Source organism: Veillonella sp. (assembly GCF_018364065.1).
GTDB lineage: Bacteria > Bacillota > Negativicutes > Veillonellales > Veillonellaceae > Veillonella_A.
This window is the reverse complement of sequence record NZ_JAGZMO010000006.1, coordinates 1-25,524: the sequence shown is the minus strand read 5'-3', so window position 1 is coordinate 25,524 and position 25,524 is coordinate 1. Positions and strand designations below refer to the sequence as shown.

Below are 25,524 nucleotides of genomic sequence, written 5' to 3'. Positions count from 1 at the left end.
TTAAATTGCGTCAAATATTATTGACTTCCATAACTGCAAGGAATGTATGGAGAAATTCAGTTGTTGCAAAGACTTTGCCATTTCTGCTATAATGTATTTTTCAAAAATATATTAATTTACTCTATGTGGACGGTATAGTTATTTGCAATTGGAATACTTGTTTTATAGTCAATGTGATATAATAAACCATGCTATTTTAATTCTATAGACTATTAATCGTCAAAGAGAAGCCTTAATGGGAGGGAGAGCTTATGCAAGAACAAGGAGATAAAACCCTCGCTCGGGGGCTGAAGAATCGCCACGTGCAACTCATTGCAATCGGTGGGGCGATCGGTACGGGCTTATTTTTGGGATCAGGCCACTCGGTGGCACTGGCGGGCCCGGCCATCCTATTTGCCTATATTATTACAGGCCTGGTTTGTTTCTTTATGATGCGCGCCTTAGGTGAGCTGCTGTTATCCAATACGGAATACCACACATTCGTGGAATTCGTACAGGACTACATGGGCGAACGAGCCGCATTTATTACCGGCTGGACCTATTGGTTCTGCTGGATATCGGTGGCCATGGCGGATATTACGGCGGTAGGTATTTATGTTAAATTCTGGTTTCCATGGATGGATGCGTGGTTGCCGAGTTTAATTGTACTAACTATTTTAGTACTGATGAATTTATTGACGGTTAAACTCTTCGGAGAACTGGAATTTTGGTTTGCGTTTGTAAAAGTTATTGCTATTCTGGCATTAATCGGTTTAGGTCTTTATTTTATTTTCTCCGGGCAAACTACATCGGCAGGTACTGCGTCATTCTCCAACTTGTGGAGTCATGGCGGCTGGTTCCCACACGGTGCGTCAGGATTCGTTCAATCGTTCCAGATGGTTGTATTCGCCTTTGCCGGCATTGAGCTGGTAGGTCTTACAGCCGGTGAAACGGAAAATCCGGAAAAAGTAATTCCTCAGTCTATTAACAGCATTCCGGTGCGCATCATTCTCTTCTACGTAGGTGCGCTCGGCGTGATTATGAGTATATTCCCATGGAATGCGATTAATCCTGAACACAGTCCGTTCGTAGACGTGTTCCTCGCCGTAGGTATTATCGGCGCCGCATCCATCGTAAACTTTGTAGTGCTCACATCGGCAGCATCCGCCTGCAACAGCGGTGTATTCAGTACAAGCCGCCTGCTGTATTCTTTGGCGAAGCGCAACCATGCACCGGGCAAACTTGAAATGCTCACCAGCAAACAGGTACCGGCTAATGCGCTCTTCTTATCCGCTTTGGTCATCTGCCTCGTTGTAGCATTGCAGTACATTGTGCCGGAAGGCGTATTCGTTATTATTACCAGTGTGGCTACATTCTGTTTCCTTTATATTTGGGCAACCATTACGATTTGCCACATGAAATTCATTCGAAAACGCCCTGACTTGGCAGCGAAAAGTAAATTCAGAATGCCGTTGTTCCCTTACATCAACTACATCGTATTGGCATTCTTCGCCTTCGTTATCGTAACCTTGGCGTTTAATCCATCTACCCGTGTGGCACTTTTCGTTACACCGGTATGGTTCATCCTCTTATTATTGATTTATCAATTTAAAGGAGAATCCGCTCCGGATGGAGTAGCTGAGATGGAATCTGATGAAGCTACATTGCGCTAAGAGGCTTTGGCGGTTTTGTTGGAGCTTTTGAATCTAAGTAAGCGTGAAATCTAAGTAAAAGCAAAATATAAAATAAGAGCAAAATGTAAGTAAGAGCGAAAAAAATTAATCCCTGTAAGATATGTGTCTTACAGGGATTTTTATTTATTTATTCCAATGTTTCCGTGTCTCCGGTGTCACCGGTTAGCGGTATGGCCACCATCTGTTCATCCAGTTCGTTCCAGCCGGCCTGGCCGCTGCTCATGTTTTCCACGGTGGTCCGCAAGGTGTCCAGGTCTTTAGGATCTACATAGATTTCCAAGGTTACTTTATCTGTGAAGGCCGTGCTGAATTGATAGTTCTGTTCCTCCAGATACCTACCCAGGGTATTGTAAAGGCTGTAATCGACGGTAACTTCTACGATTTGGCGCAATGTGTGCAACACTTTTGGCGCCGTTTTGATCACTTCCGCCGCGCTGTGGGAGTAGGCCCGAATGAGTCCGCCGGCACCGAGTTTGATGCCGCCAAAGTAGCGAGTTACCACAATCAGCGTATTGGTAATACCTGTTTTCTTAAGTACTTCCAGCATAGGCTTGCCGGCTGTGCCGGAGGGTTCGCCATTATCGGAGGAGCGCTGCTGTTCCTGAGAAGGACCTAAGGCATAGGCCGTGCAATTATGGGTGGCGTCCCAAAATTCTTTGTTGATGCGGGCGATGGCCGTCTGCGCTTCCGCTTCCGTCGTGCAGGGAATGGCGGTGGCGATAAAACGGGATTTTTCTATGATATATTCGATGCGATGTTCCTCGCCAACCGTAATAAATGATGACATTTTATATACCCCCTGTGAAAAAGATTATCAAAAAAATTGCCTCAACGGCGCTGCGAAATTTTAAAGTTTACTGTAAATGCCTGCTATGGCTATGTTAATTGTGATTTTTCTTCCTTGAAATTAATTTCGAAAAATTTAGAAATAGATTAATACCCCCTTGTTGACGTAAGTGGGGTAGAAGAGTATCATAATACATGTAGAGATACTCCAGGGGGGTATTAAAAAGAGCCCCACTGAAAGGATGTTACTCAGTAATATAAAAGATGTTATAAAGTAATATTGATTTATATTATAGGTATACCCGATATAATCCTCTTATAATTTTACGAATTAATAGTACATATGTAAAGGAGGCGAATCATATGTTGAATGATGTAGAAGTAGAAAAATTGAGTCGCAGACTTCGTCGCGTTAAAGGTCAGATCGAAGGTATTGAGAAAATGATCGAAGATCACCGCTATTGTATCGAAGTGCTCCAACAAATCGGTGCCGCTCGCGCCGCCTTATATCAGGTAGGGATGTTGATGCTGGAAAGCCACTCCCGTTCCTGCGTAGTTGATGCTATTAAGAGTGGTAATGAAGACGACGCCATTACCGAGTTGATGGGCGTTTATAAATCATTACATAAATAATATTATCGCCGGTCGTCGCCGGCCGGTGTTGATATAGAAGATTTGAGAAAGAAGGAATGAACAATGAGTGCTCGCACTAATGAATTTGATATTACCGGTATGCACTGTGCAGCTTGTGTAGGCCGTGTTGAAAAAGTAGTCAGCCGCCTTGATGGTGTTGCTGATGTAAAGGTTAACTTGTTAACCCGTAAAGGGAGCGTTACGTATACAGATGACAGTAAAGTAACTCCTGATGATGTTGTGGCTGCCATCACTAAAATCGGCTTTGGCGCCAGCCTTGCCGAAGATGGCCCTCAAAAATTAGAAAAAGTAAATTACAAACCTCAATTATATCGTATGATTATTGCCGCAGTTATGGCAATTCCAATGATGGTCAGCATGACCGGCAATCATCTGTTCGGATGGCCAATGCTTAACCCATGGATTGAATTTGTATTGGCTACTATCGCGCAGTTCGGTCCGGGCCTTGTATTCTACAAAGGTGCATGGAGCGCAATTCGCAGCGGTTCCTTAACAATGGACGTGCTCGTAGCTCTCGGTACAACTGTTGCTTATGTATTCAGTATTTATAATATGATGATTGGTAACCATGAATTATACTTTGAAACTTCAGCTTGGTTAATCACCTTCATTTTACTTGGTAAAGTTCTTGAAGAAGTGGCTAAAGGCCGTACATCCGAAGCGTTAGAAAAACTTATGGGCTTACAGGCCAGCACCGCTCACGTACAGCGGGACGGTCAATGGATTGATATTCCTACCACTCAAGTTGTTGTAGGCGACATTATCCAAGTTCGTGCCGGTGAAAAAGTACCGGTAGACGGCGTTGTTCTTGAAGGTCAATCCGCTGTAAACGAAGCCATGCTTACCGGTGAAAGCTTACCTGTTGAAAAATCCGAAGGCAGCAATGTAATCGGTGCTACTATTAACGAAACCGGTGTTTTCACAATGAAGGCTGAAAAAATCGGTGCCGATACTATGTTATCTCAGATTATTAAAGTTGTTGAACAGGCTCAGACTTCGAAAGCTTCCATCCAACGTGTAGCTGACGTTGTAGCCGCTTACTTCGTACCTATCGTTATCAGCTTGGCTGTACTTACCGGCCTTGTTTGGTATTTCGGTTTTGTTGATGATTGGGGCGTAGCCTTAATCCATGCTACCGCTGTATTAGTTATCGCCTGCCCATGTGCTTTAGGTCTTGCAACACCAACTTCTATCATGGTTGGTTCCGGTCTTGGTGCTGAACATGGTATTTTAATTAAGAGTGCAGAATTCCTTGAACGTGCCGGCAAATTAAATGCAATCGTGCTTGATAAAACCGGTACTATTACAAAAGGCGTGCTTTCTGTTAGTGAAGTAAAACATTTTAATGGTCAAGATGCTGAAAACATGGCAATCATGACAGCTATTGAACAAGGTACTACACATCCAATTGCAAAAGCTATGGTGGCTTATGGTCAAGAACACTTAAACGGCCAGGCTGTTCCTGCAGTGGATGGATTTAAAGATATTCCGGGTCATGGCCTTGAAGCCACTATTAATGGCAAGAATGTAAAAATCGGTCATAGCCGCTGGATGAAAGAATTAGGTTACTTAACTGATGAAGTGGAACAGGCTGTTCTTGCTGAAGAAGAACGCGGTGCTTCCGTATCCTTGTTAGCCGTAGATGGTGTGGTTACATCCCTCTGGGCTGTTGAAGACGAACTTCGTCCTGAAGTTCCTGAAGTTATTAAAACCTTACATGAACAAGGCATTGAAGTGTGGATGCTTACCGGTGATAACCGTCGTACGGCAAACTACATGGCTAAGAAAGCCGGCATTGATCATGTAATGGCTGAAGTTTTACCACAAGATAAATCCGGTAAGATTGAAGAACTTCAGAAAATGGGTAAAATCGTCGGCATGGTCGGCGATGGCATCAATGATGCACCTGCTTTAACATTAGCTGATATCGGTTTTGCTATCGGCAACGGTACAGACATCGCCGTTGAATCCGCTGATATCGTATTAGTTCGTAACGACTTACATACATTAGTACAGGCTGTAACATTAAGCCGCAAGACAATGACCAACATTCGTCAAAACTTATTCTGGGCATTGATCTTCAATAGCCTTGGTATTCCACTGGCTGCTGTAGGCTTATTAACACCAATGATTGCCGGTACTGCCATGGCATTCAGTTCTGTTACAGTAGTAACTAACGCTTTACGTTTAAAACGCGCAAAATTAAGCTAATCGAAACGCGACGTTGAGTCGATTGTAATAAGCGAATTTAAGCGATTATAAAAGTCGGGGCTCTATGAGCCTCGGCTTTTTTGTTGTTCAAGATTTGCGGTACCAAGATTTGCAGTACGTGGATTAGCACGTATCGCCTATATGCAAGAAGATATAGGTATTATACAATGGTAATAGAGGCCGATGAGGCCGGCGTATACACGCCAAGAATTATTTTCGTTTACGGATTTTACAGAGTGTATGTAATAATTTTACATGTGTTAAGGAATTTTACTTGACACTTTATATGGGCTCTGTTAGAATAACGTGTAAAGTTTTTTAGCTTGACATGTTCTGAGATGAAATCGTTGTGGATGAAGGGATGTGAAGGAGTCATGGAAGAACGCGTACTGATTAGTTTACTGCTTGATTTCTATGGACCTTTGCTCACGGACAAGCAGCGTCAGTCACTGTCGTGGCATCACGAAGAAGATATGTCACTGGCGGAGATCGCCGAAGCACTCGGTGTGTCGCGTCAGGCCGTGCACGATAATATGAACCGTGCGCGTCAGTTACTTGATATGTACGAAAGCAAATTGCACCTGGTGGCGCAGTATGAAAAGCGCAGCCACTTAGTCAGTGATTTAAAAGAAGAACTGGCCAAGTTTGACGACGTGGTAAGCGGCGGTCAAAACGGAGTGGAGCAAGTTGCACAATATAAAGATTCACTGTATAAATTAGTGACCCAAATGGAGGGATAGGATGGCTTTTGATAATTTAAGAGATCGTTTGCAAGAAGCCTTTAAGTCCTTGAAAGGTAAGGGGAAAGTTACCGAAGAGGATGTAAATAAAGCCCTGCGGCAAGTGCGTATCGCCTTGCTGGAAGCAGACGTAAGCCTTACGGTAGTAAAAGACTTTATCAATCGCATTAAGGCGAAAGCGTTGGGCGAAGAGGTGTTCGGTTCCCTCAATCCGGTTCAGACAGTTGTTAAGATTGTAAAAGACGAACTGACTGAACTTCTGGGTGGTACGGAAGCGCGCATCATGATTTCACCGCGTCCGCCAACAGTTATTATGCTGGTAGGTCTGCAAGGTGCCGGTAAAACGACAACAGCCGGCAAGTTGGCTGTTCACTTGCGCAAGCAGGGGAAACATCCAATGTTGGTTGCAGCCGACGTATATCGTCCGGCGGCGATTAAACAGTTGCAAGTTGTAGGCAAGCAGATTGATATTCCTGTTTATGCGGAAGAAACTGCGGGCGCCAATCCGGTAGACATTGCTAAAAATGCAATCGCAGCCAGCACATCCATGTTAAAAGATGTGGTGATCATCGATACGGCCGGTCGTCTGGCTATTGACGAAGAACTCATGAATGAGCTCGTCAATATTAAAGCGTCTGTTAAGCCTCATGAAATCTTGCTGGTTGTGGACGCCATGATCGGTCAGGATGCGGTAACAACAGCTAAGACATTCGATGAACAGCTTGGCCTTGACGGCATCGTTATGACAAAGCTTGACGGTGACGCCAAAGGTGGTGCGGCCTTATCGATTAAGTCCGTTACAGGCAAACCGATTAAATTTGTGGGTACCAGTGAAAAGATGGACGGCTTGGCCGTGTTCCATCCGGATCGTATGGCTTCCCGTATTCTTGACTTAGGTGACTTGGAGACTTTGATTGAAGGTGCTAAAGACCTTATCAATGAAGAAGAAGCCAAGGCACTGGCTGATAAGATGCGCAAGAATCAGTTCACATTGGACGACTTCCTGGCGCAGATGCAGCAAGTTAGAAAATTAGGTAATTTCCAAAATATCATCGGCCTTTTACCGGGCATGGGTCAGGTAAAAGATAAACTGAAAGATATTGATTTAGATAGTAAAGAAGTACGCCGCATGGAAGCGATTATCAAATCCATGACAATGGCGGAACGAGCAGACACCAAATTGTTGAACGGTTCCCGACGCAAACGTATTGCCATGGGCTCCGGCACACGCGTGCAGGATGTTAACCGCTTAATCAAACAGTTTGAAGAAGCTCAGAAAATGATGAAAAAAATGGGATCCATGCGTCATGGGAAAGGCGGACTTTTGTCTAAAATGATGCCTAAATTACCTTTCGGCGGTTGATCTATATAGAAACTTTTATAAGGAGGTGAAGTTATAAATGTTGAAAATTCGTTTAACTCGTTTGGGTGCTAAAAAAGCTCCTTTCTATCGTATCGTTGTAGCTGACTCTCGTGCTCCTCGTGAAGGCCGTCCTGTAGACACTATCGGCCAGTACGACGCAACTAAGTCCCCAGCTGTTATCAATATTGATGAAGAAAAAGCTTTGGCTTGGTTGGGTAATGGTGCACAACCAACTGACACTGTTCGCTCCCTTTTCAAACAGCACGGTGTTATGCAGAAATTTGCTGACGCTAAGAAGTAATTCATAGAGAGGCATACTGTGATGAAAGAATTAATTACATTAATTGCAAAGTCATTGGTAAAGCAGCCTGAAGCCGTTTCTGTTACCGTGACCGCAAAGGGCGATGTGGAAGTCTACGAAGTTCACGTTGCACCGGAAGACATGGGCAAGGTTATTGGAAAGCAAGGTAGAATTGCTAAAGCAATCCGAGCAGTTGCCAAAGCGGCAGCTATCAAGGAAAACAAGAAGATATCTGTTGAGATTGTCTAAAAGGTGAGGTAGAAAATGGAAGAAATGACGATTCGTGTCCCTGTGACAATTAAGTCCAAAGTGACCGAAGACTTAAAAGTGAAGCTTACTGCTGACTTACAGCATCGTCTCGACTTAGTGGAACAAGACTTGCAACAACTCGAGTTCCAGGCTAAACGCTTAGAAAGCGAACAAGCTAAACTCGATTTGCAGGGCATTATCCAACTTCGTCAGCAAATTGAAGAAAACAAAAATCAACGCTTATCCATTAAGGCGGACGTAGCAGCCAAATTAAAGGAAGTTGAAAAGCTTGATTTGGGCTCTGAAATTAATCAGGGTACATTTGAACGTTCCGTTACTGTTAAAGTTGGCGACGACTTTGATGCGTTAATGGGTAGCGAAATCTTGCTCGAAGACGGTAAGATCGTAGCGTTCCGCAGCTAAGAAATCAGACGCCATGAATCAGGACGAACTGATTACCATAGGTGTTATCGTTGCCCCGCACGGTGTGCGGGGTGATCTTCGTATAATGCCTACTACTGATTTTCCGGATCGGTTCCTGACGATGGAGGACTGCTACATTGACGGTAAAAAATACCATATTACCTCCGCCCGTTATCATAAACAGTTTATTTTAGCCACCTTTAAAGAAGTGCCTGACCGCAATGCTGCGGAACTTATGGGGCGCAAGGAAATTCAGGTGCGCCGCGATGAACTGGTTGAATTACCGGAAGGGCGCTATTACATTTTCGATATTATCGGACTCACTGTGTACGACACGAAGGGTGAAGTACTCGGCACTGTGTCTGATGTATTGCAACCCGGCGCCAATGATGTGTACGTGGTACAAAAAGAAGGCGAGCCTGATTTGTTGCTCCCTGTATTGGACCATGTAATCTTAGACATCGACGTACCCGGCGGCAAGATTATTGCTGATCCGCCGGAATGGATTTAATATCCACCACATCTAAATTTGACGTACAGCAGCGATGGCTGTCGGTTGATGCCGCATGACGGCACGTTGGAAAGGAGTCATAAAAGTTATGAGAATTGACATTATTTCCTTGTTCCCCGAGTTTTTCGCTGCTTTTTTTGATCATAGTATTATAAAACGCGCTATTGCAGCGAACCGACTCTCTATGGCGGTGACGAATCCACGCGATTTTGCCCATAACAAGCACAATCAGGTGGACGATACACCGTATGGCGGCGGAGCGGGGATGCTGATGATGGCACCGCCCATTTTTGAGGCTGTGGAGCATGTGTTGCAACTTGGTGAATCGACCGAAGCGACACGTGATGTAGAGCCTCGGAAACGGGTTATTTTTTTAGGTCCTACAGGGACAAGGTTCACGCAGGAAAAGGCTCGGGAGCTGGCTACATACGATCAGCTCATTCTTCTTTGCGGTCACTACGAAGGGGTAGACTATCGCGTGGAGGAACATCTTATTGATGAAACCATCTCTATCGGCGACTACGTACTCACCGGCGGTGAATTGCCGGCTATGGTAGTAGCTGATGCGGTGGCCCGAATGATTCCCGGTGTGCTGGGGGCGGCGGCCGGCGCGGTGGAAGATTCCTTCTATCGCCCTATTTTAGAAGGTCCTCAATACACGAAACCGCCTGTGTTTCGCGGTTGGGAAGTGCCGGACGTACTTCGCAGCGGTCATCATAAGAACATTGCGGAGTGGCGCCTGCAACAGGCTCTTTTGCGCACAGAACAACTACGCCCCGACTTATTGCAGCGCGAGTTGACGTCTGAAGAAGAAAAAGCCATTAAAACTTTGAAAAAAGCGGGTCTGTGGCCCGTAAATCAGGATGGAGGAAACGGCTATGGCAAATAAATTACGAATCGGCATTACGGCGGATACATTGGACGAAGTTTCAAAATCGATTAACAAGCGTCGTGCCCCGTTTGCACCACGCGACTTGGTGGATGTGATTCACTATTTGGATGCAGTACCGTTTATTCTTCCCGATGTGGAACAACCGGAAGATGTATGCGCCGATCTGATTGATATGTGCGACGGTCTCATCATTCCCGGCGGTCCCGATATTGATCCGCTTCTCTTTGGGGAAGAACCGATTCCTGAATTGGGCTTTGTAAATTATAAGCGCGACTATTTCGAAAAAACATTAATTCTGGCAGCGGCCAAGGCAAAGAAGCCTGTATTGGGTCTTTGCAAAGGGGCGCAGATGATTAATGTAGCTTTTGGGGGCACGGTGTACCAGGACTTGAAGGCGCAATATGCGGACTTGTCTGTTAAGCACTCCCAAAGTGCGGCCGGTGGCGATCCGACCCATACGGTATCTTTTGAACCGAACAGTTTCCTGGATATGGTGTTCGGTCCGCAAATTATCGTTAATTCACGCCACCATCAGGCGGTGCGTGAGTTGGGTGAAGGCCTGCGCGTAACCGGTGTGAGCTCCGACGGCGTAGTGGAAGGCATTGAAAATGACGATGCCACCATTGTGGGTGTGCAGTGGCATCCGGAAAACATGTGGCGTGAATACGACGAAATGGAACGATTGTTCCAGGCATTCCTCGATAAAGTGGAAGATTACCGTTAACGAATGAGCCTAAGAATGATATAATGAGAGAGACGAAGCCGCTTCATGGGAGGGGCTTCGTTTTTGTTTGAAGGTGTATCACAGATAGTGTTATAATTAAATGATTGGTTATTATATTAGATGGGAGTTTACTGGTGAGAATAATTGGAATTGATCCGGGCAGTGCAATTTGCGGCTACGGCATTATCGATGTGGAAGGCAGTCGTTTGAAAACTGTAGCCTACGGGGCTATTACGACGACGCCGGACGACACGGATGCACGGCGCCTCGAAATCCTGTTCAACGACTTAAGCGACATTTTAGAAGAATATCGGCCTGACAAGTTCGGGGTGGAACAATTATTTTTCAACCGCAATGTAACGACGGCCATTACGGTCGGTCAGGCGCGCGGCGTCATCTTATTGGCGGCCAGTCAGAAAGATTTGCCCATTTATGAATATACGCCCCTGCAGGTGAAACAGGCCGTGACGGGGTATGGACGGGCCACGAAGGAGCAGGTTATCTCCATGACCATGCAGCTTCTGGGCATTCGTCAGCGCATTAAGCCGGACGATACGGCGGACGCATTGGCCATCGCCATTTGCACGGCGTACAGCTCGCAGTCCGAATCGTTAAAACGGAAGTTACAGATTTAAAAGGATCTTGCGGTTTTATCGGCAGATTTAAACGAAGTTGTAGGTTACATAGAACTTCAGATTTAATATATGGAAACGACTGAGGTATACAGATGATTGGATATGTACGAGGAACAGTGAGCCACATTTTTAACGGCTCATGCTTTATCGACGTTAACGGCGTAGGATATCGTTTATATATTTCCGCCAATACACGTGACACGCTCCGCGAAGGAGATGAAGTTACCCTATTTACTTATATGAGTGTTCGTGAAGATGCGATTCAGCTTTACGGATTCGGCTCTCAGGAAGAATACGATTTGTTTATTTTGCTCATTTCCGTATCCGGCATCGGTCCGAAAGTGGGACTGGGCATGTTGTCAGGCCTTTCGGCGGACAGCATTAAAGTAGCCATTATGAACGGCGAAGTGAATACACTCACCAAGTTACCGGGCATCGGCAAGAAGTCGGCAGAGCGCCTTGTGCTGGAGTTGAAGGATAAAATCGCCAAGTTCGCACCGGTTATGGGTGGCGGCAAAAAAGGCGCCGCTGTTGCTGCGTCACCGACAAGTTCCGGCGTGGGTGGTACCGTAGCGGAAGCACTCATTTCACTGGGATATGATGAATCTGAATTCATTGATATATTACAACAATACGATGACGGCACATTGGACGAATCGAAGCTATTACGTACCGTTTTGTCTGAATTGGGAAAGGGTAAATAGACATGAAAGAAGAAGTTCGCATTATCGGTAATGATGAACGGGAAGAAGATACGTGGCAGTATAGCTTGCGGCCTCGTTATTTTAAAGAATATATCGGTCAGTCTAAAGCGAAGGAAAATCTGAGCATTTTCATCCAGGCGGCCAAAAAGCGCGGCGACTCTTTGGACCATGTGCTTTTATACGGACCTCCGGGCCTTGGTAAAACCACCTTGGCCGGTATTATCGCCAACGAATTGGACGTTAATTTCCGCATTACCTCCGGTCCTGCCATTGAGCGCCCCGGCGACTTGGCGGCCCTTTTGACAAACTTGAACGAAGGGGATGTTCTGTTCATCGACGAAATTCATCGTTTGTCTCGCAGTGTGGAAGAAGTTCTCTACACGGCGATGGAAGACTATGCTATCGATATTATTATCGGCAAGGGTCCAAGCGCCCGTTCCATGCGTTATGAATTGCCGCGTTTTACCCTTGTAGGGGCTACGACGAAGGCCGGTGCTTTGGCAGGTCCTTTGCGCGATCGCTTCGGCATTATCAGCCGTTTGGAATATTACAAACAGGAAGAGTTGGAATTTATCGTGACCCGTTCGGCGGAAATTTTAAATATGCCGATCGAAAAAGAAGGGGCGTCCGAAATTGCACGCCGTGCACGGGGAACCCCGCGTATTGCGAACCGCTTGTTGAAGCGCGTGCGCGACGTGGCGGAAGTCGTGGGCGACGGCGTTATTACGCGCGCTATTGCGGATGACGCATTGCAGCGTCTCGACATTGACCAACTTGGTTTGGACCGCATTGACCGCCGTGTACTGCGGGCTATTATTGAGAAATTTAAAGGGGGGCCTGTGGGCGTAGATACGATTGCAGCCGCCGTGAGTGAAGAACGGGAAACTATTGAAGATGTGTACGAACCGTATCTCATGCAGCTGGGGTTGTTGGCGCGCACCAATCGTGGGCGCATTGTGACGCCGCAGGCTTATAAGCATCTGGGATTGCCGATGCCGAACGTATAATTGGGGAAAAGGAGCTATTATGAAACGAAACAAGTGGTCTGTATTGCCACTGTTACTTATGATAGGTGTTACAAGCTTGGGAGTTTGGTCCGCAGGGACCGTTGCCGTTGATGCGGCGGCCATTCCTATTATTAAAGAAGGGGACGGCCACGAAACCGTAAACCAGCCGGGCTACATTATGGGGAATAAAATCCCTACTGACGAAGAGACAAAGACGTCCGGCGCGGCTAAAGCGAATAGTACAGCCACTAAGATAACCGCTAATGCAACAGCCAAGGCTGATGCGGCGAAGTCGAGTGCAGCCACTAAAGCTGCTGTGACAAAACAGGAAGCCGCTTCGAAGGCGGAGACGGCCAAGAGTGAGGCAAGCAAAAGCCAGGCGAGTAAAAGTCAGACCGATAAGACGAGCGAAGTGAAATCCGGGAAGATTCCCGCCTTCATGATGAATGAGGATACGAAGATTCCTCAGATCCGCATCCTCATCGGCACGCGCAGCTCTTCCTTTGTGGCTACCGGCACGGGTTCGGTCAGCGTATATGACGAAAATAAAAAGCCGATGTCACAGGTGACGACCGGTCAGGCTGTTGTAGTAGGCTTGAAGAATAAGAAACTCACCGTTAACGGCAAGACTGTGGACGGGGATATTTACTTGAAATCCTGGCAAGGGAAGACGAGTACACCGGTGAAAGTGGACGGGAAACCGTACCGCGGCGCTATTAAGGTGATGACCGGATCCGGTGGCGGCATGCTTATCATCAACGAGACTTCGCTGGAATCCTATTTATATGGGGTAGTGCCGGCGGAAGCGGTGCCAAGTTGGCATCAGGAAGCGTTAAAGGCACAGGCCGTAGCGGCCAGAACTTATGCTCTGTACACGATGAAACAGAGCAGCGGCAAAGTATACGATGTGAAACCGACTACAGACAATCAGGTGTATAACGGCCAGGCCGGCGAATATGACAGCACAAACAAGGCTGTTGACGCGACCAAGGGCATGGTTATGATGTATAAAGGTTCGCCGATTCAGGCATTGTTCCATGCTGACGGCGGCGGATATACAGAAGACAGCGTGAACGTGTGGGGCAGTGAAGTGCCTTATTTGAAAGGTGTAAAAGACTATGCCAATAATGGCGACACGTCTGCATGGACTGTAACGCTTACAAGAAAAGCCATGGAAGATAAATTGAAAGCGGCCGGCAAAGATGTGGGCACTTTAAAAGAAATTAAGCTCAGCACATTGCGTAAGCGTCCGATTAAAGCGGCGGACCGCGGTGTATCGGGCCGTGTTATTGAAGCCACCTTTGTGGGCAATAAGAAAAGCATTACCGTAGGCGGCGAATCGATTATGAAAATATTCGGTTTGAAGTCGACGCTCTTTGATTTTTATGTAAATGCAAAACCGCCTACTTCGGCGGACAGCTTCAAGAATCCGAAAGCTTATCATACGTTTAAAAAAGCAACGGATACAGTTTACATCCGCGGCTACGGCTGGGGACACGGATTAGGCCTTTCCCAATGGGGTGCGGCGGCTATGGCGGCTAAAGACGGGAACAAGGCTGATTACTATAAAACCATTTTAAATCACTATTACACAGGAATTACCATCGAAAAGATGTATTAGAAAGGAAGATTTACACCGATGAAGGTGACAGATTTTGATTATGAATTGCCGGAAGAACTGATTGCGCAGCACCCGGTAGAACCGCGTGATTCCTCACGGCTCATGATACTGGATAAAGAAAGCGGCGAAGTAAGCCATGTGGCTCATTTCTATGAAATCATCGACCAGTTTACAGACAATGATGTGCTCGTATTTAACGATACAAAGGTAATACCGGCCCGCCTGTACGGCCATCGCGAAGGCAGCGGCGGCAAGGTGGAAGTGTTACTGCTCTCACCATGCGGCGAAAATCGCTGGGAATGTTTGGTAAAACCGGGCAAGAAATGCCCTATCGGTCAGACCATCGTGTTCGATGACCGTTTAAAAGGCGAAGTGGTAGATAAAACCAGCTTCGGCGGACGTATTATCCAGTTCGAAGCGAACGGCGTGTTCGACGATATCATTCAAGAAATCGGTGAAATGCCGTTGCCTCCTTACATTCACGAAAAATTGGAAGATAAGGACCGTTACCAGACGGTGTACGCTCGTGAAAAAGGATCCGCCGCAGCACCGACTGCAGGACTTCACTTCACACCGGAATTATTGGAACGATTGAAAGCGAAAGGCGTTACCTTGGCTTTCGTAACCCTTCATGTAGGGCTTGGTACCTTCCGTCCCGTATCCGTTGATACCATTGAAGATCATGAAATGCACAGCGAATACTATGTAGTAACGCAGGAAACAGCGGATCTGATTAACAATGCGAAAGCGGCAGGGAAGCGCATTATTGCTGTAGGCACCACATCGGTGCGCACGTTGGAATCGGCCACGAAAGACGGCAAAGTACAGGCCGGTCACGACTGGACGCAGATTTTCATCTATCCTGGCTACCAATACAAAATTGTGGATGCACTCGTAACGAACTTCCACTTGCCTCAGTCCACCTTGTTGATGCTCATTAGCGCGTTGGCAGGCCGCGAACATTGTCTGGCCGCCTATAAAGAAGCGGTGGAACAGCGTTATCGTTTCTTCAGTTTCGGCGACGCTATGTTCATTCGCTAAGACTTATTGTTTCGATGCCATGTTCATTCGCTAAGATTTATAGTTTCGACGGTAATTTTTGCATAATAGACACAGCTGCGTGTATTCGTCGAGGAAGATGATTTGTAAAATTTACATAAATTATCTGTACGAACTAGGTAGAGAATTTAAAGTGTGTTATAATATTTACTTGACAGGTTAATATAGATAGGAGGATATGCTTGGTTATTACCTATGAATTAGAAAAAGAGTGTCCTCACACAGGTGCTCGGGCAGGGCTGTTGCATACCCCACATGGAACATTTAAAACTCCCATGTTTATGCCTGTAGGTACTCAGGCGACCGTAAAGACCATGTCTCCGGAAGAATTGAAAGAAATGGGCGCTCAAATTATTTTGAGTAATACATATCATTTGTTTTTGCGTCCCGGTCCGGAATTGGTGGAAGAAGCGGGCGGTTTACACCGTTTTATGAATTGGGACGGTGGTATCTTAACCGACAGCGGCGGTTTCCAAGTGTTCAGTTTAGGGGATTTGCGAAAAATCACCGAAGAAGGTGTAGCATTTCGCTCTCATATTGACGGCTCTAAGAAGTTTTTGTCACCGGAAATTGCTACGAAGGTGCAGGAACAGTTAGGCGCTGACATCGCCATGGCCTTTGACGAATGCATTCCGTATCCTGCGGATTATGCATATGCGGACCGTTCCACAGCGCGTACAACTCGCTGGGCTGAACGTTGTCGCGAAGCACATGTGTCAAAGACACAGGGCATGTTCGGTATTGTACAGGGCGGTATGTATAAAGACTTACGAACCCGCAGTGCCAAAGAACTGGTAGCCATGGATTTTGACGGATATAGTATCGGCGGTTTATCAGTAGGTGAACCTCATGATATTATGTATGATATATTGGAACATACGACTCCATTGTTGCCGACCAACAAGGCTCGGTATTTGATGGGCGTAGGTACACCGGACTGCTTAGTGGAAGGTGTGGCCCGCGGCGTCGATATGTTTGACTGTGTATACCCTACACGAGTGGCCCGCAACGGTATGGCGATGACCCATACAGGTCGGGTAACGTTGAAAAACGCCACATATGCACACGATTGGGGCCCTATTGAAGACGGTTGCCAGTGCTATGCATGCCGCAACTACTCAAGAGCGTACATTCGTCATTTGTATAAGGCGGAAGAAATTTTAGCATTCCGTCTCGTGTCGTATCACAACTTATATTTCTTATTGGATTTCATGCGCCGCATGCGTCAAGCAATTTTAGAAGACCGATTCCCTGCATTCCGCGATGAGTTCTGGGGCCAATACGGTGGTAAATAGGTGCTGAAAGATAAATTTTTTGGAGGTGAATGAATAATGGCAGATTTAGGTCAGTTAGTTCAAGCAGGTTGGCCGATACTTCTCATGATCGTTATTTTCTATTTCCTTTTGTACCGTCCTCAAAAGAAACAACAAAAGGCTAGAAACGAATTGTTAAACAATTTGAAACGTGGTCAGAAGATCGTTACAATCGGCGGCATCTACGGCACTATCACTGAATTACACGAAGATTATGTAATTCTTGAAGTGGCGGAAAAAGTGCAAATGAAATTTGCTCGTTCCAGCGTAGGTTCCGTAGTAACCAAGAATGACAAATAATATGGATAAACATACTCTGCGCCTTGCTTACAAAGCAAGGCGTCAAGCTATGTGCGATGAGGACGTTACACGTCGCGCGAAGGCGTTAACTCATAACATATTAAGCTTGCCCGCTTATACTAATGCGAAGACGATTATGGCGTATCTGGCGATGCCCAAAGAGGCTAACTTAGATGCACTCATACAACACGCCATCGAGGCGGGCAAGTCGGTTTACGTACCGATTTGCACTACCAAAACAACTATGATTGCGGCTAAGCTGGCCTCTTTAGATGACGTAACCACCGGAGTGCTGAACATCCGCATTCCGAAGGAAGGCTACGAAACTATTGAGCCTACAGAGTTGGATCTCATTCTCGTACCGGGCGTTGCCTTTGATGAACAGTGCGGCCGTTTAGGTATGGGCGCCGGCTACTATGATCGCTTCCTGGCAGATGTGCCGAAGGCGCGCTGCATCGGAGTGGGTTGGGATATACAGGTAAGTGAAGAATCCTTGCCGATGAATTCATATGACAAACATCTTGGTGGACTTGTCACCGATTGTAGAATTAAGACGTTTTAAACCATATGGGCAGACTTCATTGTATCAATGTTCAGTCTGCGGTTTAACAAGGGGGAATACTTTTGAACAGTAAGGCAGTTGCCAAGTTCCTGGCTGCCATTGCCATTATCATTGGTGTCTTTATTTATTTTATTGGACCTTTGGCAGAATCAATTAAACAGGGCCTCGACTTGCAGGGTGGTACTCACATCGTACTCGAGGCGGAAGATAGCGGCGATAACAAAGTTACTGATGATGCGGTAGAACGCGTTATTCAGATTTTGAGCCGTCGTATTAATGAAATGGGTCTTACCGAACCACTCATTCAGCGTGAAGGCAAGAAACGTATTATCATCGAATTACCGGGCGTAAAAGATCCTGATGAAGCGATCAAAACAATCGGTAAAACAGCGGTTATGGAATTCCGTGACGAATCCGGCACAGTTCATTTAACCGGTAATGATTTAAAAGACGCAAAAGAACAAATCACTCAGAATAAGCAGTTTGAAGTTGCCTTGGAATTCACCGATGAAGGGGCCGACAAATTTGCGAAATTGACAGCCGCCAACATTGGCCGTCATATCGGTATCTACCTGGATGGCGAACAGTTGACCAATCCGGTAGTTAACCAGGCGATTACAGGCGGTAAAGCGGTAATCACCGGCAGCCGTACTTTGGAAGATGCTAAAAACTTAGCCGTACTTCTTCGTTCCGGTGCGCTTCCTGTAAAAGTTAAAGTTATGGAAGTTCGTACAGTAGGTCCTACATTAGGTCAGGACTCGAAAGACAAATCCGTTACAGCCTTTGCGGTAGGTATCGGCTTGATCGTTGCCTTCATGCTCGTGCTGTATCGTCTGTCCGGCTTCGTGGCCACTATGGCCTTGTTAGTATACGTAATGATTCTCTTGGTGGTACTGGGACCTTGGGTGCTCAACGCGACCCTCACCTTGCCGGGGATCGCGGGGATTATCTTGTCCATGGGCGTCGCGGTTGACGCGAACATCCTTATCTTCGAACGCTTCAAAGAAGAAGTATTTGATGGTAAAACATTGCGCATTTCCATGGAATCCGGCTTCCGCCGTGCGTTCGCTACTATTTTTGACGCCAACACATCCGTTATGATTACGGCGATCATCTTGATTTTACTCGGTTCCGGTCCGGTAAAAGGCTTCGCGATTACCTTGGCTTTAGGGGTTATCGTAAGTATGTTTACCGCTATTACCATGAGCCGTTCCTTGTTACACTTATTGATTGAATGTAACATTACAAACCATCCGTTCTGGTATGGTGCCAATGTTTCACCGAGCGCCACAATGGATCTTTACCGGAAGGGAGGGGCTAAGAAATGAGATTCGATGTAATTAAACACCATCGCTGGTGGTTCACCATTTCATCCATCCTTGTAATCTGCAGCCTCGTGTCCATCTTCGTGAAAGGTTTCAACTTCGGTATCGACTTCACAGGCGGTACCATCGTCGAAGTGCGCTTCCAACAACATGTGGAAGTGGCTCAAGTTCGTGATGACTTGAAACAGTTCGGCTTGGAAGGTGCGATTATTCAGGAATCCAACCAGGATACCGCTTCCAATGAAAGCGATATCATCATTCGTACTCGTAACTTGGATGCGAATGAAAGCAAGGCCATTGTTGACAGCTTAAGCAAAAACATCGGCCCGAACGAAGTTAAACGTGTGGAATCTGTAGGTGCCGTTATCGGTTCCGAAGTAACACAACATGCGTTGATTAACTTGGCCGTAGCGTTCCTCGCTTTGGCGGCGTACATTTCGTACCGCTTCGAATACAAGGTTGCCTTGTCTTCCTTGGCGGCGATTTTCCATGACCTTATCATGGTACTTGGCGTATTCTCCTTCTTCCAGTTGGAAATCGACTCCTCCTTCTTGGCGGCGATTTTGACGGTAGTAGGTTACTCAATGAACGAATCGGTAGTTATCTTCGACCGTATTCGTGAAAACACTCATACGCACAAACGTACAGATACATTTGCGGACCTTGCGAATGCAAGTATTGCGCAGAGTATTCACCGTAGCTGCTACACATTGCTCACTGTAATGTTTGCGTGCTGCTCCCTGTACTTCTTCGGCGGTGACACCACAAAGAACTTCGCTCTTTGCATGATCATCGGCTTCGTAAGTGGTGCGTACTCTTCCATCTGCGTGGCTACATCCTTGTGGTCCATTTGGAAAAGCCGCAACAAAAAAGATATGCGTAATGCAGTTAAAGCGTAATAGGGCCAACGTTTAAATTGGTTAACGTCGTTTGTAGGAACGATTGCGCCATATGATAAAACAGTACATAACACAGTAGTCTTTCGAGGCTGCTGTGTTTTTGTTTTTATAAGTCTATAAAATTGAAGGCAGGGCATTCAATGAAAATATGTAATAAATGATATAGAAAATCTATAAGTCAGAATCTATTGCCATGATTGTGTCTATGAGTTATAAAATATACAGAGAAAGGAGACGCTATTATGAACGATACATCAATAACAGCAGAACAGAACGGCGATTCAAATAAAATCTGGTCCGCGGAGTTTCTCGGCTGCGGCCTGAGCAGCTGTCTGTTCTACATGAGTCAATATATTCTGATTGCCGGCTTACCACTTATTATTACGGCGGCCTATGGAGGCACGGCGTTCCAGGCCGGTATGGCCATGACCTACTTCCAGATCGGCACCATTCTTTGCCGTCCTTTTGCCGGTGAAATTATCGACGGTTTCGACAAACGGAAAGTGCTGCTTTCTACGACGGGGATATTCCTGCTCATCATGATTGCTTTTTACTTTACCAGCTCCATGGACCTCATATTCCTGCTGCGCTTATTGCACGGTATGGTATTCGCTATCGGAACGACGGCGGTAGCGGCCGTAGCCGTGTTGGTATTGCCGAAACATCGTAAAGGGGAAGGGATCGGTTACTTTTCTGTATTCGTAAATGTGGCCATGGTTATTGGTCCATTCCTGGGCTTGACGATTTTAGACCTGTGGGATAAAAATGCGTACTTTATCTTCCTCAGTTTTTGTGCGCTCTTAAGTTTCTATACAGCCAACCGCAAGCGTCTCGATGATTCATTGGCTTTACCGCGCTTAGAGAAAAAACGTCCTTGGAATTTTGACCGCTTTATTGAACGCACCACATTGCCTTGGGCTATTATCGGTGTGTTTATCAGCTTCAGCTATTCCGGCGTATTGGTGTTTGTGCCGATTATGATGACCGGCATGGGTCAGGGCTCCATGGCCAGCATTTTCTTCGTTGTCTTTGCCTTGATTATTGTAGCGACCCGTCCGTGGATTGGACGCGCCTTTGACCACTTGGGGGCGAACACGGTAATATATCCGGGCTTTATTTTATACAGCATCGGTATTGCTATCCTAAGTTTTGCCACCACACCTATGTGGATCATTGCGTCCGCTCCGATTATCGGTTTGGGCTATGGGGCCATCAGTCCGGCCTTTCAAACCTTAGGCGTGCAGGCCGCTCTGGCAGAACGGGCCGGTACGGCAAATGCAACATATTTCCTGTCTTTGGACATTGGCGTAGGCTTGGGATCCGCTATCTTGAGCTTGATCATCGATTGGGTAGGCTTCCAGACTATGTATCAGATGAACACCGTCATTGCCATTATGGGACTGCTCATTTACCATTTTTACGTAAAACGCTTTTACAAACGAGCAGCGTAATAGCATATAACAGTACATAACAATACATAAAAGAACAATAAAAATATATAAACGCATATAAAAGTACATAAAAGTATATAAAAGTACATAAAAGCATATAAAAGCATATAAAATTATAGTGAAAACAGATTGCCTTAACCTAGGGCGGTCTGTTTTTTTATTTGACGCACTCATTTGTATGTGTAGGTTACTGCTTTATTTCGCATTGATTATTTTTGGCTTTAACTTATTTTCTGTATTGGTAGCTCTTATTTGTATTCTTTATATATATTTTTCAAGTAAACATTTGTTTATCAGTAATAACATTTTTTTCTTATGATAAAACATAATATGCTTTGACAATTATCAACAGGGAGGCTATGATTAGACTAAATATATTCAATAAAGTGCTATAAGTATTGAAAACTTTGATAAAAGACGTTAAACAATGATTGCGCTTTGTTGATAAAGTACAGGGGAAAAGTACTGAAAGGGAATCGAATGTAGAAGGAGGACGTGCCCTCCAGGGAAGTATAAGTACGATAATAACCCTAGTTAATAGGGAGGTGGCTGTAAAATAAAGCAGATGATTCTTAATGTAATAGTTACAGTTTGTTTTGCGAAGAGGACCCGGAAGAACAAGAAGAGGCCTTTGTAAAGCAAATGGGGAAAGAATTTGTATTAGGGAGGCGACATTATGTCAAATCAACAGCCAAGTACAGGTAATCAAGTCGAGCTGCAACCGGTTGGCGGTTTTCTCGGCTGGATTGAGCGAATGGGGAATAAGATTCCTGATATTACAATGCTCTTCATTGCTGCATTCGTTATTACATGCGTTGTGTCAGCTATTTTTTCAAATATTCATTTCGGATACATTCATCCTACAACAGGTAAGGAAATTGAAATTACCAATATGTTGTCCGGGAAATCACTGGTTACGTTGTTAACTAAAATGGTTACCAACTTTGCCGGGTTCCCACCGGTAGGCATGGTAATCGTAGCTACCCTGGGTATCGGGATTGCACAGGGGTCCGGCTACATTGCTACGGGTCTTAAAAAAGTGTTAATGGTAACACCTAAGTTCTTAATTACACCAATCGTTATTGTTGTAGGGATGCTCAGCCATCTGGCGCCGGATAGCGGATATATGATCATTATTCCTGTAGCGGCCTATTTATTCTATGCATCCGGTAAACATCCGTTGGCCGGTGTGGCAGCATCTTTCGCCGGTATCGCCGGTGCTTTTGCGGCAAACTATACGCCATCAGCCATTGACCCTGTTATCCAGGGCTTCACGCAAATGGCGGCGCAGTTAATCGATCCATCGTACGAAGTAAACGTACTTTGTAACTATTTCTTTATGTTCGCAGCCACATTCCCTGTCATTGCTGTGTGCTGGTGGATTACTGAAAAAATTACAGAACCTTGGTGCCAACGCGCCTGTCCAATCGATCCTGATGTAGATGTATCGGAAAACACATTGGGTGAAATTACAGGTAAAGAAAATCGCGCATTCTACATTGCATCCTTAGTATTCGTACTCATGGTTGTGGGCCTTGTGCTTACTTTGATGCCTGAAGATTCCTTATGGCGCGATCCTGCCGGCAACGTAGCCAGCTTTAAAGCGCCGGTTATGCAGTCTATCGTATCCCTCATCTTCTTATTCAGTGCCGTACCGGGCATTGTGTATGGCGTGTTGAGCGGTAATTTTAAAACGACAAAAGATCTTACAAAATCCATGGAAGAAATTACCCATACACTGGTACAGCTAATTGTATTCTATTTCTTCGCAGCACAGTTTATGTACGCATTCGGTGCGTCTAACCTTGGTGCTTTAATCGCCGTAGCAGGTGCGGAATTCTTGAAATCCCTGGCTTTGCCACCTCAAGTTACCGTATTCGGCATTATCGTGTTTGTAGGTATTTTGAACTTACTCATTACCTCCGCATCGGCAAAATGGTCCATCTTGGCTCCAATTTTCGTGCCAATGCTTATGTCTGTAGGGATTGCGCCTGAACTTACACAGGCTGCGTTCCGTATTAGTGACTCCGCGGTTAACGTTTGTACACCAATGTTCGCGTTCTATCCGCTCATCATCATTTACTGTCAGAAATATTATAAAAAGACCGGTGTCGGTACATTGAGTAGCTTGATGTTGCCACATACAATCGGCTTACTGATTATTTTGACTATCGTATTGTATCTCTTCTGGTGGTTCAATATTCCATTGGGATTCCAGGCAGACTTCGTATATCCACGTCAAATGTTTTAAGTGATGGAGGTTATTATGCAAGATAAGAGTAAAGAATTAGTAGAACGTTTTTTTAGATATATCCAGATTCCGTCCCAAAGTAAATCCAATGGCGGTACCGCCGTTCCAAGTACGGAAGGCCAGTGGGATATGGCGCGCCTTTTAAAAGAAGAATGTGAAGGCTTGGGCTTGGTAGATTTACATATTAGCGACCACTGCGTATTGACCGGTAAATTACCGGCTCGTGTACCGGAAGGGAGCACTAAGAAAATCCCGGCTCTCGGTTTCTGTGCGCATGTGGATACAGTGGACGTTAACTTATCGCCACAAGTTCATCCGAGAGTGGTAAGTGCTTACGACGGCAAAGACATTGTACTTAATGAAACACAGTCTATCGTAATGAAGGTAAGCGAACATCCGGAATTGCTGGACTACGTAGGTCAAGACTTAGTTGTAACTGACGGTACCAGCGTATTAGGGGCAGATAATAAATCCGCCATTGCCAATATTATGACCGCCTTACAAACCTTGGCAGACAATCCGTCTATTTATCATGGGGATATTTACGTAGCCTTTGTACCGGATGAAGAAGTGGGCCTCTTCGGTTCTAAAAATATGGAATACGACAGATTCCCCGTAGACTTCGCCTATACAATTGACTCCTGCGCCTTAGGTGAATTGGTGTACGAAACATTTAACGCCGGCAGCGCCTTTGTAACGATTCAAGGCGTGAGCGCACATCCAATGAGTGCAAAAGGCGTTATGGTCAATCCAACCTTATTGGCGGTAGACTTTGTAAATATGTTCAATCGCCAGGAAACGCCGGAATGTACTGAAGGCAAAGAAGGTTACATCTGGTGCCAGGCGATTAAATCCAATCAATCCAATGCAGTAGTGGAATTAAACATTCGCGATCATGACAAGACGAAGTATGAAGCGAAAAAAGCGCTCATCGTGGAAAATGTTAAGAAGTTACAACAACAAGAACCACGTGCGAAAATTACTTATGAAATGAGTGACACGTACGGTAACATTGCCGATGCCATTACAGAAGATAATAAGAAAGCCATCGACTACTTGGAAGATGCTATGAAGTCTTTGGGCATTACACCGAAAGTTATCGCTATGCGCGGCGGTACCGACGGCTCCTACATTTCTACTCAGGGCATTTTGACACCAAACTATTTTACCGGTGCGCTCAACTTCCATTCACCATATGAATTTATGCCGGTTCCATCCTTCCAGAAATCCTATGAAATGACCATGACACTCATTAACATGGTATATGAAGGAGTATAGGGGATATAGTATATGACCTATAGATGCATATAAGGATAGACGCATATGACGATAGACTTATGGGGCTATAGGACGTATACGAGGAAAGGTATTAAGGTAAGCTTTGTGCGAGTGAAATTGCACGTAAACAGACTGTCTCAGTGGGGCAGTCTGTTTTGTTTTTCAAAAAAGTAAAAAAAATTAAAAAAGGGGTTGACGCAAAATTACGATTTCGATATAATAATCAAGTCGCCGTTACTGAGGTGCGGTGATGCGGAGTCAACGAAAAAGGACTTAAAAAAGTTTTTAACAAAAGTTCTTAAAAAGTAGTTGACACAGTACAAAACACTTTGTTATAATAACAAAGTCGTCAGTAAGACGCGCAAGCGTAAAACTGAAGTACAGATCTTTGAAAACTGAACAATGTAAGGTAATCATTTTTAACGAAATGAACATATGCCAGAGTGCGGGTTTCAACAACGTTGAAACCAACCAAATAAATTCTACCGGATGAAAATCCGGGACAACAAATTAAATGAGCTATCAAATAGCTTCAAGATATCTTGGAGAGTTTGATCCTGGCTCAGGACGAACGCTGGCGGCGTGCTTAACA

Annotated in this window: 25 protein-coding genes; 24 read left to right on the top strand and 1 reads right to left on the bottom strand. The window is 45.4% G+C overall.

All coding sequences use genetic code 11. From position 1 onward, the window contains the following. Positions 1–251 precede the first annotated feature (251 nt). Positions 252–1,652 (top strand): amino acid permease, encoded by a 1,401-nt coding sequence (locus KHZ77_RS07280; protein ID WP_295197335.1) that lies wholly within the window; start codon positions 252–254, stop codon positions 1,650–1,652. Between the two features lie 148 nt (positions 1,653–1,800). On the opposite strand, the gene KHZ77_RS07275 is transcribed toward KHZ77_RS07280, so the two are convergent. Next, positions 1,801–2,460, bottom strand: coding sequence for a YigZ family protein (locus KHZ77_RS07275; protein ID WP_295197333.1), 660 nt, complete (start codon positions 2,458–2,460; stop codon positions 1,801–1,803). Between the two features lie 362 nt (positions 2,461–2,822). Between KHZ77_RS07275 and KHZ77_RS07270 the strand changes: the two genes are divergently transcribed. From KHZ77_RS07270 to pepT, 23 genes are all read left to right on the top strand, one after another. After that, the gene (locus tag KHZ77_RS07270; RefSeq protein ID WP_295197331.1) at positions 2,823–3,092 is read left to right on the top strand and encodes a metal-sensing transcriptional repressor; all 270 of its coding nucleotides are present in this window, start codon (positions 2,823–2,825) and stop codon (positions 3,090–3,092) included. Positions 3,093–3,155: 63 nt separating this feature from the next. Further along, the gene (locus KHZ77_RS07265) at positions 3,156–5,324 is read left to right on the top strand and encodes a heavy metal translocating P-type ATPase (protein WP_295197330.1); all 2,169 of its coding nucleotides are present in this window, start codon (positions 3,156–3,158) and stop codon (positions 5,322–5,324) included. 374 nt (positions 5,325–5,698) lie between these two features. Then, positions 5,699–6,064: a putative DNA-binding protein gene (locus tag KHZ77_RS07260; protein ID WP_295197327.1), complete on the top strand. Its 366-nt coding sequence runs from the start codon at positions 5,699–5,701 to the stop codon at positions 6,062–6,064. A 1-nt stretch (position 6,065) separates the two neighbouring features. Continuing rightward, entirely contained in the window at positions 6,066–7,427 is a 1,362-nt protein-coding gene (gene ffh, locus KHZ77_RS07255) for a signal recognition particle protein (RefSeq protein ID WP_295197325.1), read from the top strand. 37 nt (positions 7,428–7,464) lie between these two features. After that, positions 7,465–7,728, top strand: coding sequence for a 30S ribosomal protein S16 (gene rpsP / locus KHZ77_RS07250; RefSeq protein WP_162098956.1), 264 nt, complete (start codon positions 7,465–7,467; stop codon positions 7,726–7,728). Positions 7,729–7,749: 21 nt separating this feature from the next. Next, positions 7,750–7,977, top strand: a complete 228-nt coding sequence (locus tag KHZ77_RS07245) for a KH domain-containing protein (RefSeq protein ID WP_295197321.1) — start codon at positions 7,750–7,752, stop codon at positions 7,975–7,977. Between the two features lie 15 nt (positions 7,978–7,992). Further along, complete coding sequence (locus KHZ77_RS07240; protein WP_295197319.1) at positions 7,993–8,400, top strand: YlqD family protein; 408 nt, start codon at positions 7,993–7,995, stop codon at positions 8,398–8,400. A 13-nt stretch (positions 8,401–8,413) separates the two neighbouring features. Further along, a complete protein-coding gene (gene rimM, locus KHZ77_RS07235) occupies positions 8,414–8,911 on the top strand; it encodes a ribosome maturation factor RimM (RefSeq protein ID WP_295197317.1) in 498 nt (165 codons plus the stop codon). A gap of 88 nt (positions 8,912–8,999) precedes the next feature. Then, positions 9,000–9,800, top strand: a complete 801-nt coding sequence (trmD, locus tag KHZ77_RS07230) for a tRNA (guanosine(37)-N1)-methyltransferase TrmD (protein ID WP_295197314.1) — start codon at positions 9,000–9,002, stop codon at positions 9,798–9,800. Next, complete coding sequence (locus KHZ77_RS07225) at positions 9,790–10,527, top strand: gamma-glutamyl-gamma-aminobutyrate hydrolase family protein (protein ID WP_295197311.1); 738 nt, start codon at positions 9,790–9,792, stop codon at positions 10,525–10,527. Before trmD ends, KHZ77_RS07225 begins: the two co-directional genes overlap by 11 nt. Before the next feature lie 134 nt (positions 10,528–10,661). Beyond that, on the top strand, positions 10,662–11,162 hold the full coding sequence (ruvC, locus tag KHZ77_RS07220; protein ID WP_295197308.1) for a crossover junction endodeoxyribonuclease RuvC: 501 nt from the start codon (positions 10,662–10,664) through the stop codon (positions 11,160–11,162). 92 nt (positions 11,163–11,254) lie between these two features. Continuing rightward, positions 11,255–11,866 carry a Holliday junction branch migration protein RuvA gene (ruvA, locus tag KHZ77_RS07215; RefSeq protein ID WP_295197306.1) on the top strand — a complete coding sequence of 204 codons (612 nt, stop codon included), beginning with the start codon at positions 11,255–11,257 and terminating at the stop codon, positions 11,864–11,866. 2 nt (positions 11,867–11,868) lie between these two features. Further along, positions 11,869–12,873 (top strand): Holliday junction branch migration DNA helicase RuvB, encoded by a 1,005-nt coding sequence (gene ruvB, locus KHZ77_RS07210; RefSeq protein ID WP_295197303.1) that lies wholly within the window; start codon positions 11,869–11,871, stop codon positions 12,871–12,873. Between the two features lie 19 nt (positions 12,874–12,892). Beyond that, on the top strand, positions 12,893–14,494 hold the full coding sequence (locus KHZ77_RS07205; protein WP_295197301.1) for a SpoIID/LytB domain-containing protein: 1,602 nt from the start codon (positions 12,893–12,895) through the stop codon (positions 14,492–14,494). A gap of 18 nt (positions 14,495–14,512) precedes the next feature. Then, positions 14,513–15,535, top strand: coding sequence for a tRNA preQ1(34) S-adenosylmethionine ribosyltransferase-isomerase QueA (gene queA / locus KHZ77_RS07200; protein WP_295197298.1), 1,023 nt, complete (start codon positions 14,513–14,515; stop codon positions 15,533–15,535). 200 nt (positions 15,536–15,735) lie between these two features. Next, positions 15,736–16,848 (top strand): tRNA guanosine(34) transglycosylase Tgt, encoded by a 1,113-nt coding sequence (gene tgt / locus KHZ77_RS07195; RefSeq protein WP_295197295.1) that lies wholly within the window; start codon positions 15,736–15,738, stop codon positions 16,846–16,848. 36 nt (positions 16,849–16,884) lie between these two features. Then, on the top strand, positions 16,885–17,166 hold the full coding sequence (yajC, locus tag KHZ77_RS07190; RefSeq protein ID WP_295197292.1) for a preprotein translocase subunit YajC: 282 nt from the start codon (positions 16,885–16,887) through the stop codon (positions 17,164–17,166). A 1-nt stretch (position 17,167) separates the two neighbouring features. Then, positions 17,168–17,728, top strand: a complete 561-nt coding sequence (locus tag KHZ77_RS07185) for a 5-formyltetrahydrofolate cyclo-ligase (RefSeq protein WP_295197291.1) — start codon at positions 17,168–17,170, stop codon at positions 17,726–17,728. Between the two features lie 62 nt (positions 17,729–17,790). Next, complete coding sequence (gene secD, locus KHZ77_RS07180; protein WP_295197288.1) at positions 17,791–19,056, top strand: protein translocase subunit SecD; 1,266 nt, start codon at positions 17,791–17,793, stop codon at positions 19,054–19,056. Next, positions 19,053–19,952 (top strand): protein translocase subunit SecF, encoded by a 900-nt coding sequence (secF, locus tag KHZ77_RS07175; protein WP_295197285.1) that lies wholly within the window; start codon positions 19,053–19,055, stop codon positions 19,950–19,952. Before secD ends, secF begins: the two co-directional genes overlap by 4 nt. 242 nt (positions 19,953–20,194) lie before the next feature. After that, a complete protein-coding gene (locus KHZ77_RS07170) occupies positions 20,195–21,403 on the top strand; it encodes an MFS transporter (RefSeq protein WP_295197282.1) in 1,209 nt (402 codons plus the stop codon). A gap of 676 nt (positions 21,404–22,079) precedes the next feature. Beyond that, positions 22,080–23,654, top strand: coding sequence for an AbgT family transporter (locus KHZ77_RS07165; protein ID WP_295197277.1), 1,575 nt, complete (start codon positions 22,080–22,082; stop codon positions 23,652–23,654). A gap of 15 nt (positions 23,655–23,669) precedes the next feature. Then, the gene (gene pepT, locus KHZ77_RS07160; RefSeq protein WP_295197274.1) at positions 23,670–24,932 is read left to right on the top strand and encodes a peptidase T; all 1,263 of its coding nucleotides are present in this window, start codon (positions 23,670–23,672) and stop codon (positions 24,930–24,932) included. Positions 24,933–25,524: the final 592 nt, after the last annotated feature.

Bases quoted from the DNA above. Each gene is read 5' to 3' on its own strand.
- trmD (WP_295197314.1), top strand. From the start codon at position 9,000: ATGAGAATTGACATTATTTCCTTGTTCCCCGAGTTTTTCGCTGCTTTT.
- ffh (WP_295197325.1), top strand. From the start codon at position 6,066: ATGGCTTTTGATAATTTAAGAGATCGTTTGCAAGAAGCCTTTAAGTCC.
- rpsP (WP_162098956.1), top strand. From the start codon at position 7,465: ATGTTGAAAATTCGTTTAACTCGTTTGGGTGCTAAAAAAGCTCCTTTC.
- secF (WP_295197285.1), top strand. From the start codon at position 19,053: ATGAGATTCGATGTAATTAAACACCATCGCTGGTGGTTCACCATTTCA.
- pepT (WP_295197274.1), top strand. From the start codon at position 23,670: ATGCAAGATAAGAGTAAAGAATTAGTAGAACGTTTTTTTAGATATATC.
- ruvA (WP_295197306.1), top strand. From the start codon at position 11,255: ATGATTGGATATGTACGAGGAACAGTGAGCCACATTTTTAACGGCTCA.
- queA (WP_295197298.1), top strand. From the start codon at position 14,513: ATGAAGGTGACAGATTTTGATTATGAATTGCCGGAAGAACTGATTGCG.
- KHZ77_RS07205 (WP_295197301.1), top strand. From the start codon at position 12,893: ATGAAACGAAACAAGTGGTCTGTATTGCCACTGTTACTTATGATAGGT.
- yajC (WP_295197292.1), top strand. From the start codon at position 16,885: ATGGCAGATTTAGGTCAGTTAGTTCAAGCAGGTTGGCCGATACTTCTC.
- KHZ77_RS07280 (WP_295197335.1), top strand. From the start codon at position 252: ATGCAAGAACAAGGAGATAAAACCCTCGCTCGGGGGCTGAAGAATCGC.
- KHZ77_RS07260 (WP_295197327.1), top strand. From the start codon at position 5,699: ATGGAAGAACGCGTACTGATTAGTTTACTGCTTGATTTCTATGGACCT.
- KHZ77_RS07170 (WP_295197282.1), top strand. From the start codon at position 20,195: ATGAACGATACATCAATAACAGCAGAACAGAACGGCGATTCAAATAAA.
- ruvB (WP_295197303.1), top strand. From the start codon at position 11,869: ATGAAAGAAGAAGTTCGCATTATCGGTAATGATGAACGGGAAGAAGAT.
- KHZ77_RS07265 (WP_295197330.1), top strand. From the start codon at position 3,156: ATGAGTGCTCGCACTAATGAATTTGATATTACCGGTATGCACTGTGCA.
- KHZ77_RS07270 (WP_295197331.1), top strand. From the start codon at position 2,823: ATGTTGAATGATGTAGAAGTAGAAAAATTGAGTCGCAGACTTCGTCGC.
- KHZ77_RS07165 (WP_295197277.1), top strand. From the start codon at position 22,080: ATGTCAAATCAACAGCCAAGTACAGGTAATCAAGTCGAGCTGCAACCG.
- KHZ77_RS07240 (WP_295197319.1), top strand. From the start codon at position 7,993: ATGGAAGAAATGACGATTCGTGTCCCTGTGACAATTAAGTCCAAAGTG.
- KHZ77_RS07225 (WP_295197311.1), top strand. From the start codon at position 9,790: ATGGCAAATAAATTACGAATCGGCATTACGGCGGATACATTGGACGAA.
- KHZ77_RS07185 (WP_295197291.1), top strand. From the start codon at position 17,168: ATGGATAAACATACTCTGCGCCTTGCTTACAAAGCAAGGCGTCAAGCT.
- KHZ77_RS07245 (WP_295197321.1), top strand. From the start codon at position 7,750: ATGAAAGAATTAATTACATTAATTGCAAAGTCATTGGTAAAGCAGCCT.
- KHZ77_RS07275 (WP_295197333.1), bottom strand. From the start codon at position 2,460: ATGTCATCATTTATTACGGTTGGCGAGGAACATCGCATCGAATATATC.
- rimM (WP_295197317.1), top strand. From the start codon at position 8,414: ATGAATCAGGACGAACTGATTACCATAGGTGTTATCGTTGCCCCGCAC.